Genomic DNA, 12,933 nt, shown 5'->3' with positions numbered 1-12,933 from the left:
TTCCTGCTGGAAAGAGTGTGGAGATCATATGATCCGCAATCCCGTCCTGCCCGGTTTCGACCCCGACCCCTCGATCGTGCGGGTGGGCGAGGATTACTACCTGGCCACCTCGACCTTCGAGTGGTATCCGGGCGTCCGGGTGCACCACTCCCGTGACCTGGTGAACTGGCGCCCGCTGGGCGGCGTCCTGACCGGGCGCGAGCTGCTCGACCTGTCCGGCGTGCCCGACTCCGGGGGTATCTGGGCGCCCGACCTGACCTATCACGACGGGCTGTTCCACCTGGTCTACGGTGTGATGGACAACTACGCCCTCGGCTACAAGGACATCGCCAACTACCTGATCACCGCGCCCTCGATCGAGGGGCCGTGGTCCGACCCGGTCCGGCTGCCGGGCCGTGGCTTCGACGCCTCCCTCTACCACGAGGACGGCCGGAGCTGGCTGCTCAACATGGTCTTCGACTCCCGGCCGGGCCGCGGGTTCGCCGGGATCGAGCTGCAGCCCCTCGACGGCGGCAAACCCGAGCTCATCCTGCCCAACCGCAAGGTCACCGAGGGCCCGCACCTCTACAAGATCGACGGCTGGTACTACCTGATGGTGGCCGAGGGCGGCACCGGCTACGAGCACGGGGTCACGGTGCTGCGTTCCCGTTCGATGTCGGGGCCGTACGAGGAGGACCCGGCGGGGCCCATGCTCACCTCGCGTCACGACCGGAGCCTGGAGCTGCAGAAGGCCGGGCACGGCTGCCTGGTGGAGACGCAGACGGGGGAGTGGTACCTGTCCCACCTGATGGCCCGGCCGTACCACAACGGCAGGTGCGTGCTCGGGCGCGAGACCGCGCTGCAGCGCGTGACCTGGGAGGACGGCTGGCCGCGCGTGGCGGGCGGCGTGCCCGCCGTCGAGGTGGCCGCCCCCGAGCTGCCCGCGCACCCGTGGCCGGCGAACGAGGGCTGGAACGGCGGCTCGCCGTCCCCCGGCGGGCTCGGGCCGGACTGGAGCACGCTGCGGCGGCCCGCCTCGCCCGACTGGCTGACCGCCGACCAGGGCGGGCTCACCGTCCAGGGCGGTCAGTCACCGTACGGCCTGCGCACCCCGAGCCTAGTCGCCCGCCGGGTCACGGACCGGAAGTGCTCCCTGGAAACGGTCATGCGGTTCGAGCCGGACAGCGTCCACCAGTGGGCGGGCATCGTCGCCTACTACAACTCGCGCAACTGGCATTACCTGGCCGTGACCGCCGACGGCCTGGTGCTGACCAGCAGCGACCAGGGGACCCGCACCGAGCGCCTGCTCGGCCCCGTGGGGGGCCCCGCGGGTGGCGACGTCGAGCTGCGCGTGGAGTTCGACGGGCCGGTCGTGCGCTTCAACCACGGCCCGGACCTGGACGCCACGATCCTGTCGGACGAGCACGCCGACGAGTTCGTCGACGGGAAGGTGCGGGCCTTCGGCTTCACCGGCGCGTTCGTGGGGTTCTGGGTGCAGGACCTGGCGGGAGAGGGCTGCTCGGCGCGCTTCGAGCAGATCAGCTACCGCACATGAGCAACACCGGTCTCTTCAGCACCTCGGGCACCCCATGAGGGTGCACGTCGAGACCTGGGGCCAGGGCGGCCCGCCGCTGCTCCTGGTGCACGGCTGGGGCGGCGACCACCGGCTGTGGCGCGCCCTGGACTTCGGGGGCCGCCGGGTGATCGCCCCCGACCTGCGCGGCCACGGCCGCTCCCCGGTCCCGGCGACCGGGTACCGGCCCGTCGATCTGGCCCGCGACCTGGTGCCGCTGCTCGACGAGCCGGTGCTGGCCGTCGGGCATTCCATGGGCGCCCAGGTGGTCACCGCGCTGGCGGTCGAGCACCCGGAGCTGGTCAGCGGGCTGGTCGTGGTCGCCCCCGCCTACGGCGCCGACGAGGAGGAGGAACGGCTCATCCCCGGGCGCCTGGCGGCGTTGCGCGCCGACGGCGTGGCCGCCGCGCTGCGGCAGCTCGGGCCGCTGCCCGCGCCGATCACCGGGCAACTGCTGGCCACGCCAGGTCACGTGCTGGCCGAGTGCTACGCCGGGATGTACACCGTGCCGGGTGCGTTCGGGGTGCGGCGGGAATCCGAGCGATATCTGGCCAGACGGGCCTGTCCGGTGCTCGCCGTGCACAATGTGCCGGAGGCCGCGCGGTGGGAGGCGGGTCTCCCCGGTTACCCGCGATCCAGGACCGTGGTGTGGCCGGATGCCGGGCATTTCCTGCACGTGGAGCATCCGGCGACGTTCGTGGAACTGGTGGCCGGCTGGGACCACTGAGTCTCCTGGGGTTCGCGCCGTCGCCGTGATGACGGTCTCACAACTCGGGTTCGGCAAACGTGAAGACCATCACATACACTCTGACCAGCGGTTACGTGGTGGCCTTTCGTGCCGCCGCCCGGCCTCAGCGCAGCGGCCGGGCGGTCACGGGTGCCTGTGAAGCGCGCTCGCCGCCCGCGTCGGTGCCCTTTCGCAGCGGGGCTGAAGCCCAACGAGAAGATATGATCATGCGAAGTCTCGCGTACGCCATTGCCGGTCTCGCTCTGGGCGCGGCCGCCTGCGGCGTGCCCGCCAACGGCGACGCCACGGAGGGCCTCACCATCGGCCTGTCGGTCTCGACGATGAACAATCCGTACTTCGTCCAGTTCCGCGACGGGGCAGAGGCGGCCGCGCAGCGCTTCGGGGCCAAGCTGGCCGTCGCCGACGCCCAGAACGACGCCTCCCGGCAGGCGACGCAGATCAAGGGCTTCACCAGCCGCAAGCTGAAAGCGGTCATCATCAACCCGGTCGACTCCAACGCGCTCGCCACGGAGGTCAGGGCGGCGAACCTGGCCGGCATCCCGGTGATCGCGGCCGATCGCGCCATCAACCACGCCTCGGTGGCGCAGACCCTGACCTCGGACAACCTGGCCGGAGGCAAGCTCGGCGCGCAGGAGCTGGCCAAGCAGATCGGCGGGAAGGGCGAGGTGATCGTGCTCCGCGGCACGGCCGGCACCTCCGCCTCCCGAGACCGCAGCAAGGGCTTCACCGACGGCATCGCCGCGTACCCGAAGATCAAGGTCGTGGCCGCGCAGCGGGCCGACTTCGACCGGGCCAAGGGCCTGAACGTCATGACGGGCCTCATCCGGTCCCACCCCGGCCTCGACGGGGTGTTCGCGGAGAACGACGAGATGGCGCTGGGCGCGATCCAGGCCCTGGGGCCGAAGGCGGGCCACGTCAAGGTCGTCGGCTTCGACGGCACGCCGGACGGGATCAAGGCGGTGCGGGCGGGCAGCATGGCCGCCACGGTCACCCAGCAGCCGCGCCTGATCGGCTGGCAGGCGGTGCAGGACGCCATCAAGGTGGCCAAGGGCCAGACGGTCGCCAAGACGGTGGCGGTCCCGGTCAAGCTGGCGACCAAGGAGAACGCGAACGAGTTCTGGACTTTCTGAGCCAGCGAGCGTAGTTAACGGTACCTATCAGAGTGCGCTCAGCGTAAACGCGTCCCAGCGGGTCGGCAAGAGGGGAAAGCGCATTCCTGGATTTCCGGTTATCAATCACGCCTCTGAACTGGCAAAACGCCGGGCTTGAACTGATCGCCTATGTAACGCCTGGGTAACGGGTTCTTGTCGGGCACCTCACTGCGGCCTAATCTCCGGGGAGAACGTTTTCTATCGGGAGATCCGCCATGCTCATACGGCACCGGTTAGGCGGCCCGCTCGCCGCGATCCTGCTGCTGCCCTTCCTCGCCGCGCCCCCCGCGATGGCCGCCCCTCTGCCCGCCGGACACGTGGACGTGGTCACGTTCGGCGACACCGAGTCCGAGAGCGCGCACGCGCTGCAGGCGGCCTCCACCGCGGTGGTCGAAGGGGCGCTGGGGGAGCCCGCCCGCGTCGCCAAGCCGACCTCGCCGCCCACCGTCAAGGGCGGCGAGCTGCGGTTCAGGGTCGCGGTCGATCCGGTTGCGCAGAACTACTTCACGCTGAAGTTCTGGGGGAGCGATGTCTCGCCCTACAAGACGATCGCCTACGTCAACGGCGAGCAGATCGGCTACCGGCGCTCGGGCGACTACGAGGCGATCAACCTCGGGTCGAGCAAGGCGCTGCCGGGCCGGTTCTACTACAACACGATCATGCTGCCGCTCGGCCACACCCTGGGCCGGCGGGTCGTGGAGATGACGGTCCGGACGTACGACGCCGGGTTCGCCCAGCCCGTGACCGCCGACTCGCGCGGCTACTATCGGGCCTACACGCACACCACCGCGTACCTGGACGTCTCCGGCGAGAAGCAGGGGACGGTCACCCCGGACACCACGCCCGCGCCCGGGCCGGCCGACGCCGAGAAGCAGGCGATGGTCGACCGCTACCGGAAGAGCCAGATCGACCTGTTCAACCAGTACAGCGGGCAGCTCGACGCCTCGCCTACGGCGAAGCTGTCGATCGTCCGCTACCAGGACGACCTGCGCTTCTACGCCTCGGCGCTGCTGGAGCCGTGGACGCCGGCGAACACGCCGGAGCTGAAGAAGGCGGCGCTGGGACGGCTGTTCAAGGCGATCGACAACCACGTCAAGGACTACTACGCCGACACCCGGCTGCTGCTGCGGGGCGGTCACCAGGGCGACTGGGGCGGCTACTACGGGGCCCTGGGCGAGGCGCTGTACATCGTGGAGAACCTGATCCCCGAGGTGTACGGCACGAAGGAGTTCGAGGCGTTCCTGGACGAGCCCTTCGTCACCGGCACGCAGGACGGGCCGTCCTCGCTCAAGGGCGTGGACTGGGACGGCGGGGAGCTGTCCCGGCGCGAGGCGTACGAGCGGGTGCTGAAGGCCAACTTCGACTTCGCCCGCGCGCGCCTGTCCTACATCTACAACCAGGTGATGTACACCTACGAGGGCGCGTGGGAGGCGCACGAGGGCCTGCGGGTGATCGGGTCGCGCTTCTACGAGGGCAAGGCCAGGAGCCACCGGATCCTGCTGGAGGCGCTCGGCGTCGAGCCCTTCCTCGGCGAAGAGGTGCTGGTGGGGCCCGACGGCAAGGACCTGGACCTCTACCACTCGCTCTTCTACCACGACACCACCGCCCGCTTCACCGACGACTTCGCGCAGATCGTGGGCAAGGGCCTGGCCAGGAGCAAGCTCGGTCCCGACGGGCGCGTGGTGCGCCGCCTGCCGTACGGCGAGCACTACACCGGCATCACCAAGGCCGGCCTGACCAGGGAGAACACCTTCGTCGCCAACTACGGCGAGGCCACCAACTACCTGCCGGAGTACTTCTTCCGCACCTGGGGCCACCAGGGCGACGAGAAGCTCAACGACGAGATCCTCAAGCTGGCGCTGAAGAACCTGCACGCCCGCGGCTTCACCCGCTACACCGGCACGGACGACGACGGCAAGCGGGTGGCCCTGGCGGAGATGGCCGTCGACGAGCGCAACGCGGCCTACCCGGGCTGGCCCGCCTACGCCCTGCGCAACACCGAGGGCCGCACGATGGAGTACGTCACGCTGGACAAGCACATGTCCGAGCACGCCGAGCGGTACGCGGGCGCGGAGTGGGAGCCGTACCGGCGCTACGCGAACGAGGCGGCCGGGTTCGTCCAGCAGCAGATCGCCGACAACCAGTACTTCAACACCTTCTCCTCCGTGGAGGCGAAGCGGAAGTACGACATGTGGCTGCCCGAGACCTACGCCTACCTGCGTGCCCGTCCGGCGGCCGGGGCCGTGCTCCCGCAGACGGACTTCGCCGCGTACACGCCCGCGGAGCTCGCCGCCCTGGGCGTCGACCCGGCCCGCTACGAGCGGTTCGCGTTCGCGGACGTGGACGACATGTTCGTCTCCGTACGCGACGGCGACACCCGGATCTTCGGCTCGCTGTTCGAACGGCAGCGCGGTGTAGCCGGGAACGGGCGGCTGCACGTCCTGGACAAGGACCACCACAACGTCGTGCAGATCGCCACGGACACGCAGTTTGCCTACCGCGACTACAACCTGCGGATGGACAACATCGACGTCGACTTCATGGAGGACCAGCAGAAGGGCGACGGCGGCCTGCCGCAGGCGCTGGCCGGTGAGATCCTGCCCGCCGCCTACCAGCCGGGCGTCGGCACCGTGCGGCGGGAGAACTACGAGTTCGACACCCCCTACTCCGGATACGCGGACTTCCTGACCGCCCGCTACGGGAACTACGTGTTCGCCTTCAACACCACCCGGGACGACTACGGCAACAAGCGCTCGTTCTCGCTGGACGTGCCCGGCGACGCGGTCGACCTGGTCTCGGGCAGGCGGGTGGCCGGGGGCGCGGTGAGCGTGCCGCCCGAGACCGCGATGGTGCTGAGGCTGGACGGCGCCGTGGCCGAGCGGCCGAAGCCGCACCACGTGGACTTCGTCCAGGCGCTGCGCGACCGCGACGGCGTCACCCTCACCTGGAAGCCCGCCGCCGGCGCCGAGTCGTACACGATCAGGCGCGACGGCAAGGTGGTCGCCACCGGGGTCCGCGGCACGACGTACGAGGCCGGCAAGCAGTCCGGCGCCTACACCGTGACCGGCGTGAACCGCCACGGCTCCGGCTGGGCCTCGCAGGCCGTCCAGGCGCCCGCCGCGCCGGTGGACCGCGTCGGCGAGGTCGCGGGCCGCGTCAAGGCCGACGGGCACCGCGTCGAGCTCACCGGGGGCGACGGCAAGGGCCTCGGCGACGGCGACGACTACTACCTGGACAAGCGTGACATCAAGGACACCCTGCTGTTCTCGAACGAGGTGCTCACCGGCAGCGGGTCGGTCAGCGCCCGGATCGAGCAGGCGCGGGGCCCGGCCAGTGGCGTGCTGCTCCGGGCCGACGCCCGCTACATCTACTTCGGCGCGGACGCCTCGGGCCGGCTCGTCCTGCGCAATCGCACCCGCGACTCCCGGCACGACTGGCAGGACGACCGGCGCAGCCCGATCGACGCCGGCATCCAGGGATACACCGCGGCCGAGTACCCGTTCGTCAAGCTCGTACGCGACGCCGACGCCCAGATCGTGCGGGCGTGGGCGAGCAAGGACGGCCGGTCGTGGTCGTACGTGGCGGAGCTGTTCACGCCTTTCCCCGAAGGCGTGTACGCCGGGGTCGCGGCGGCCACGGCGGCCACGTTCACCCACGTCACGGTGTCGCCCGACCGCGAGGGGACGCTGTACGCACGGGTGGAGCGGGCCCGGGACCGGGTGACGCTGCGCTGGAGCAAGCCGGACGCCGCCACCCGGTTCACCGTCTACCGCAAGGACGGCGCGAGCGCCGCCTGGCGCCCCGTGCTGTCCAGCGCGCTGGCCTTCGACTTCACCGACGAACCGCTGCGGCACGGCACCCGCTTCTACCGGATCGCGGCGATCGGCGCGGACGGCGCCGAACGGCCGGGCTCGGGCCTGCTGATGGCGACGGCCGAACCGCTCGCCACCGTGATCGCCGAGACGGAGAAGCTGCCCGCCGCCGACTACACCAAGGGCAGCCACTACCTGCTCACCCGGGCGATCGCCGAGGCGCGGGCGGGCGGCGACGAGGACGAGCTGATCGACCGGATCTACGCCGCCGTCGAGCAGCTCGTGCCGGTCGGCACGCTGCTGAAGAAGGTGACCGTCGAGCCGTCCATGGTGGAGGCGTCCACCGAACCGTGGGGAGGCGGCGGCACCAAGGCCCAGAACGGCTGGCGAGCCTTCGACGGCGACCTGGCCACCGCCACCGACACCACCACCTCGGCGGGCTGGATCGACGTGCGCCTGCCGGCGGCGGTGGCGCTGGACGCGGTCCGCTACCACCCGCGCTCCACCCACGTCACGCGGCTGAACGGCGCCGTGTTCAGGGGATCCGCCGACGACGGCGCCACCTGGACCGACCTGCACACGGTCAGTGGGGTCGACGCGGCGCAGTGGTACTCCGTCCCGCTCCCGCGGACCGCGGCCTACCCGTGGCTGCGCGTCGCCTTCCCGTCGGGCAACACCAACGTGGCGGAGATCGAGTTCCTGTCCATGAGCGACGACCGTACCCTGCTCGACCTGCTCATCGAGGAGGCCGAGGCCGTCGATCCGAGCCGCCGCACCCCCGAGCTGACCGCCGCGCTGGAGCACGCCCGCTCCGAGCTGACCGGTCAGGAGCAGATCGACGCCGCGGCCGAGCGGCTGCGCGTCGCCCTCGCGAGCCTGTGACCCCGTACCCTCCAACCCCCTAAGGAGAGGTCATGTCCGCACGCACCCCCCACGTCACCCGTCGCGGAGCCCTCAAGACAGCGCTCAACACCGTGCTCGCCGCCGGCGCCGGCGCGGCCCTGCTGGGCCGCGCCGAGCCCGCCGCCGCGGCAAGCCACCCCGGCCTGCTGCACACGCAGGCCGACTTCGACCGCATGCGTTCGATGGTCAACGCCGGAGCCCAGCCGTGGAAGGCGGGCTGGGACCGGCTCGTGGCCAACTCCCACTCCCAGAGCACCTGGACGCCCAACCCGCAGGCGACGATCGTCCGCGGCGGCGACGGCCAGAACTACGGCATCCTCTACAACGACATCCACGCCGCCTACCAGAACGCGCTGCGCTGGAAGGTCAGCGGCAGCACCGCGCACGGCGACAAGGCGCGCGACATCCTCAACGCCTGGTCAGGCACGCTCACCACGGTCACCGGCAACGCCGACCGGTTCCTGGCCGCGGGCATCTACGGCTACCAGTTCGCCAACGTCGCCGAGATCATGCGCGGTTACGGCGGCTTCGACCTGGCCCGCTTCCAGCGGATGATGCTCAACGTCTTCCACCCGCTCAACGAGAGCTTCCTGACCAACCACAACGACGCCTGCATCACCAACTACTGGGCCAACTGGGATCTGTGCTCCATGAACTCGATCCTGGCCATCGGCGTGCTCTGCGACCGGCAGGACCTCATCGACCGGGCCGTCACGTACTTCAAGACGGGCGCGGGCAACGGCTCCATCGCGCACGCCATCCCGTTCCTGCACAGCGGCGGGCTCGCGCAGTGGCAGGAGAGCGGGCGCGACCAGGGCCACACCATGATGGGCGTCGGCCAGATGGGCGCCTTCTGCGAGATGGCCTGGAACCAGGGCATCGACCTGTACGGCTACGACGGCAACCGGTTCGCCAAGGCGTGCGAGTACATCGCCAAGTACAACCTGGGCGAGGACGTCCCGTTCACCGCCTACACCTGGGGCACCGGCCAGAACTGCGCCCAGCAGACGCACACCGCGATCTCCTCGGCGAGCCGCGGCGAGGTGCGGCCCGTCTGGGAGACCGTCTACCACCACTACGCCGTCAGGCGCGGCCTGGCGATGCCGTACTCGGCCGCGTTCGTCGCCAAGGTGCGGCCGGAGGGCGGCGGCGGCGACTACGGGCCCAACAGCGGCGGCTTCGACCAGCTCGGGTTCGGCACGCTCACGCACGCCAGGGTCCCCGGCGCCGCCACCCTCCCGACGGGGACGACCAGGTCGCTGCGCTCGGTCAACTATCCCGCCCGCTACGCCAGGCACCAGAACGACCTCGGCTACCTGCACGAGGTGAGCGCCTCCAGCGACGCCCAGACCCGCCAGGACGCCACCTTCACGATCGTGACAGGGCTCGCCGCGCCGAACGGCTACTCCCTGCGCGCCGCCGACGGCCGCTACCTGCGCCACTCCGGCTGGCGGGCGCGCCTGGGCAGCGACGACGGCACCGCCGTGTTCAGGGCCGACGCCACCTTCTACGCCGTCCCCGGCGCCGCGAGCGGCTCGGTACGCCTCGAATCGAGCAACTACCCCGGCCGCTTCCTGCGCCACCGCGGCTTCGAGCTCTGGGTGGACGCCTACGACGGCACGACCGGGTTCCGCGACGACAGCTCCTTCACGGCCGTCACGGCCTGGGCCTGACCCCGTCACGGGCGGGCGGCGCCACCGACTGGGTGCCGCCCGCTAGGGGCTACTGAAGGTGATCACGTCCTTCCTTTCTGGTTGTTTCCGGGAGATCGGCGGATCTTCACTGCTACCGTCCGGCTTTTCCGGCAGTAAACCCGAGAGAAAGAGAGACGGACCCCTATGTGGATCGCATTGGGTGTGATCGTCGCCCTGGTCGCGGGCGTGGCTCTGTGGTGGAAGTTCCGAGATCCGCTCAGAGGCGAGGACTTCTACAAGTTCCACGTCGAACGCAAGTGGGCCTGGGAGCTCATCCTCGACGACGAGCAGGAGCGGGCCTTCATGGCCGGGCTCGAGGCGTACGACGAGGAGAGCACGGTCTACCCGCACCGCGAGGCCGGCGCGCTGCGCGTCTACGACCCGTCCATGATGATCTCGCTGTACCTGCTCACCGAGCAGTTCGCCGCGATGGGCCCGCAGGCCCTGGCCGACCCGGCGGGCGCCGTACGCCACCTGATCGACCGCGCCGCGCAGAGCGAGACCGGCGGCGTGCTGCACCTCGACGACGACTGGATGGCCCAGCCGGTCGACGGCATGGACAAGTACGACTTCACCAGCGCGATGATGAGCGCCACGCACGCCCAGGGCGTGGACGGCGGCGTCGGCGGCTACGGCGACGAGGACGGCGGCTACGGCATGCTCACCGTGCTCGTGGAGATGCCGCAGCACGTGGCCCGCATGTACGACGACGCCCACAGCCACGCCGCCCCCGGCGAGATCCGCAACCGGCTCGACGTCTACAAGGCCGTGATCGAGGAGCCGGAGCCCGAGTTCGTGGCGGGGCTGGAGAGCGCCGACGCCGAGCGCAGCCGCTTCACGAACACGCTGATGTACGACTACGGCCGGGTGCTCGCCGGATACCGGTCGATGCGCCCGCAGATGCCGCAGGCGCAGCCGTCCGACGTCATGTCCATGGTCATGGCGCGCATGCTGTCGGACAGCCTGCCCGGCATGACCTGGACCCGGCAGCCGTCGACCGAGCAGTACCAGCGCGCCCTGGAGCTGATCTCAACGAGAGGCTGACCCGCCGCGGGCGAACCGGCCCGCGAAGGTCCGCACGTCCGCCGACCTGCCCGCCAGGTCGGCCGCCCACTTGACCGCCGTCCTCAGCGACGGCTCCGGGGCGTGGTAGGACCTGTCGACCGACCACCACCAGGCCCGCTCCCGGGGCGGCTCGGCGGCCAGCTCGGCCGCCGCCAGCCCCGCCGGGTGGCCCGCCCGCTCCCAGAGCTCCTCCCACTGCGCGCGGCGCAGGCGCAGGTAGAGCAGGTTCTTGAGGTCGGCGAGCACGCCGAGGTCATTGACGGTGGCCTCGGACAGGTCCAGCCCGTACAGGCGCGGGCACGACACGAGCGGCGCCAGGTCCACGGGGTTCGCGGTACGCAGCGTCAGCAGGCGCAGCGTGGCGTGGCCCGCCAGCGGCCACAGGTCGATCGCGTCCATGGCCAGGTCGAGCAGCTCCACCGGAGTGTCGCGGAGCGGGCCCAGGTCCGCTCCGGGCACGTTCTCCACGGTGATCTGCCACAGCGTCGGCGTCCCGCGCAGGGGCCGGAAGTCGGCCCAGGGAGCGTTCAGCACCGTCAGGCGTTCGATCCCCGCGCGCATGCCGCGCATGGAGGCCGCGTCGGCGCCGGCGACGACCAGCGCGCGGGGCTCCTCCTCCGGCTCCTCGGCGTCGATCCACAGCTCGCCCTGCTCGATCCGGTACGCGCCCGCCCGCAGCGCGGCGACGTGCCGATGCAGCAGGCCGGTCACCGAGTCGGCGACGTACACCGGGCCGTCTTCGTGGTGCACGCCCATGCGGATGACCTGGCCGGAGCGCCCGCCGGGACCCGGCGCGAGGTCCACGGCCAGGAAGTCGCCGCCGGTGCTGGTGGCGAACGGGATCCAGCCCGGGTGGTCCGACGCCCGGCGCACCGCCAGCGGCGGGCCGGTGCTGGTGATCAACGGGGTGCGCAGGTGGTCACGCCAGGCGCGGCCCGCGGCCCACCAGCGGTTCTCCGGGCGGCTCTGGCTCACCAGCCTCTCCAGGCCGAACCAGGGGTGCCGCTCCAGCAGCCCCTCGCCGCCGTCGCCGTCGATGTGCGCGTACAGGGCACGGAGGTCGTCGGGGAGCCCCATCGCGAGCTCGGCCCGGCGCGCCTCCGGCAGGGCGGGCGGCGGCGCGTACGTGTCCCGCCCCAGAATCCGGTCCCGCTCCCGTAAATAGGCGCCGAGCAGGGCGACCGCCTCCCGCGGGTCTCCCGCCTGCGTGGACTCCACCGGGCCCTTCTGGAACGCCGCCGGCTCGGCCGGGAGCGCGTGCCGGTCGAGCACGTACAGGAACCCGCCGCCGTGGGCACGCTCCAGCGACTCGCTGACCACCGCCTCGAACCGCCCCTTGGCCTCCACCACCAGTTCGACGGTCAGATGATCGCCGGCCGGCCCGGCCAGCGTGTGCACGGCGCACAGCTCGGCGTGCAGGTCGACGTCACCGCCGCCGGCGCCGGGCTCGTACGTCAGGCCGTTGTGCCCGGACCCGCCGCCGCCGGTCGCGAACCCCCGCAGTTCGGCCCGGCGCCACTTCGGGGGCGCCGCGGCCGCGATCTTCTCGGCCATGGAACGGAGTACGTCGTCGATCACGCGGCCTTTCCCCACCCGACTCGATCTTGTGAACGGCCGGATCCGCACCCGGTCGCTTTGTCGGTGATGATCTCTAATCTCCCGCCCATGACACAAGTGATCCCGTCACCCGCCTGGCAGGAGCTACGCGGCCTCGTCGCCGAGGGCAGGACCGCGGACCTGGCCGACCGCGTGATTGCGCTGGACGAGGCCGAGCGCCCCGATGTGGCGCGGCGCCTGCCCGCCTTCCTCAAGGAGCTGCGCCAGACCGCCGGGCGGATGGCCGGTGAGCACTGGGAGTCCCTTGACGAGGGCGAGTCGCTCTCGTGGGACGGGACGATGCCGGGCGTGCTCGCCGGGTTCGGGATGTCGCTGCGCATCGTGGGCGCGGGCACGATCGCGGGCTCCGCCGCCGCGGCCACGTGGCTGGGCCGGCGCGAGTTCTCCCCGC

8 protein-coding genes are annotated in these 12,933 nt (G+C 71.2%); 6 read left to right on the top strand and 2 right to left on the bottom strand.

What is annotated here, in order from left to right:
• The first annotated feature begins 28 nt into the window (after positions 1-28).
• The 6 genes from ACWDRB_RS10110 to ACWDRB_RS10085 all read left to right on the top strand — a co-directional run bounded on the left by ACWDRB_RS10110 (position 29) and on the right by ACWDRB_RS10085 (position 10,904).
• On the top strand, positions 29-1,534 hold the full coding sequence (locus ACWDRB_RS10110) for a glycoside hydrolase family 43 protein (RefSeq protein ID WP_449892730.1): 1,506 nt from the start codon (positions 29-31) through the stop codon (positions 1,532-1,534).
• Positions 1,535-1,574: 40 nt separating this feature from the next.
• Positions 1,575-2,279: an alpha/beta fold hydrolase gene (locus ACWDRB_RS10105; protein ID WP_449892729.1), complete on the top strand. Its 705-nt coding sequence runs from the start codon at positions 1,575-1,577 to the stop codon at positions 2,277-2,279.
• A 227-nt stretch (positions 2,280-2,506) separates the two neighbouring features.
• Positions 2,507-3,430: a substrate-binding domain-containing protein gene (locus ACWDRB_RS10100; RefSeq protein ID WP_449892727.1), complete on the top strand. Its 924-nt coding sequence runs from the start codon at positions 2,507-2,509 to the stop codon at positions 3,428-3,430.
• A 236-nt stretch (positions 3,431-3,666) separates the two neighbouring features.
• A complete protein-coding gene (locus ACWDRB_RS10095) occupies positions 3,667-8,145 on the top strand; it encodes a hypothetical protein (RefSeq protein WP_449892726.1) in 4,479 nt (1,492 codons plus the stop codon).
• A gap of 32 nt (positions 8,146-8,177) precedes the next feature.
• Positions 8,178-9,839: an AbfB domain-containing protein gene (locus ACWDRB_RS10090; RefSeq protein ID WP_449892725.1), complete on the top strand. Its 1,662-nt coding sequence runs from the start codon at positions 8,178-8,180 to the stop codon at positions 9,837-9,839.
• A 165-nt stretch (positions 9,840-10,004) separates the two neighbouring features.
• Positions 10,005-10,904, top strand: a complete 900-nt coding sequence (locus ACWDRB_RS10085) for a hypothetical protein (RefSeq protein ID WP_449892724.1) — start codon at positions 10,005-10,007, stop codon at positions 10,902-10,904.
• On the opposite strand, the gene ACWDRB_RS10080 is transcribed toward ACWDRB_RS10085, so the two are convergent.
• Together ACWDRB_RS10080 and ACWDRB_RS10075 are read right to left on the bottom strand one after the other, a co-directional pair.
• Positions 10,890-12,503, bottom strand: coding sequence for an SMI1/KNR4 family protein (locus ACWDRB_RS10080; protein WP_449892723.1), 1,614 nt, complete (start codon positions 12,501-12,503; stop codon positions 10,890-10,892). The two genes, ACWDRB_RS10085 and ACWDRB_RS10080, sit on opposite strands and share 15 nt — an antisense overlap.
• Before the next feature lie 123 nt (positions 12,504-12,626).
• Positions 12,627-12,776: a hypothetical protein gene (locus ACWDRB_RS10075; protein WP_449892722.1), complete on the bottom strand. Its 150-nt coding sequence runs from the start codon at positions 12,774-12,776 to the stop codon at positions 12,627-12,629.
• Positions 12,777-12,933: the final 157 nt, after the last annotated feature.

It is taken from the genome of Nonomuraea sp. NPDC003707, from assembly GCF_053587055.1.
Note: the sequence above shows the minus strand (reverse complement) of the source record. Positions and strands in the feature narration are given on the sequence as shown.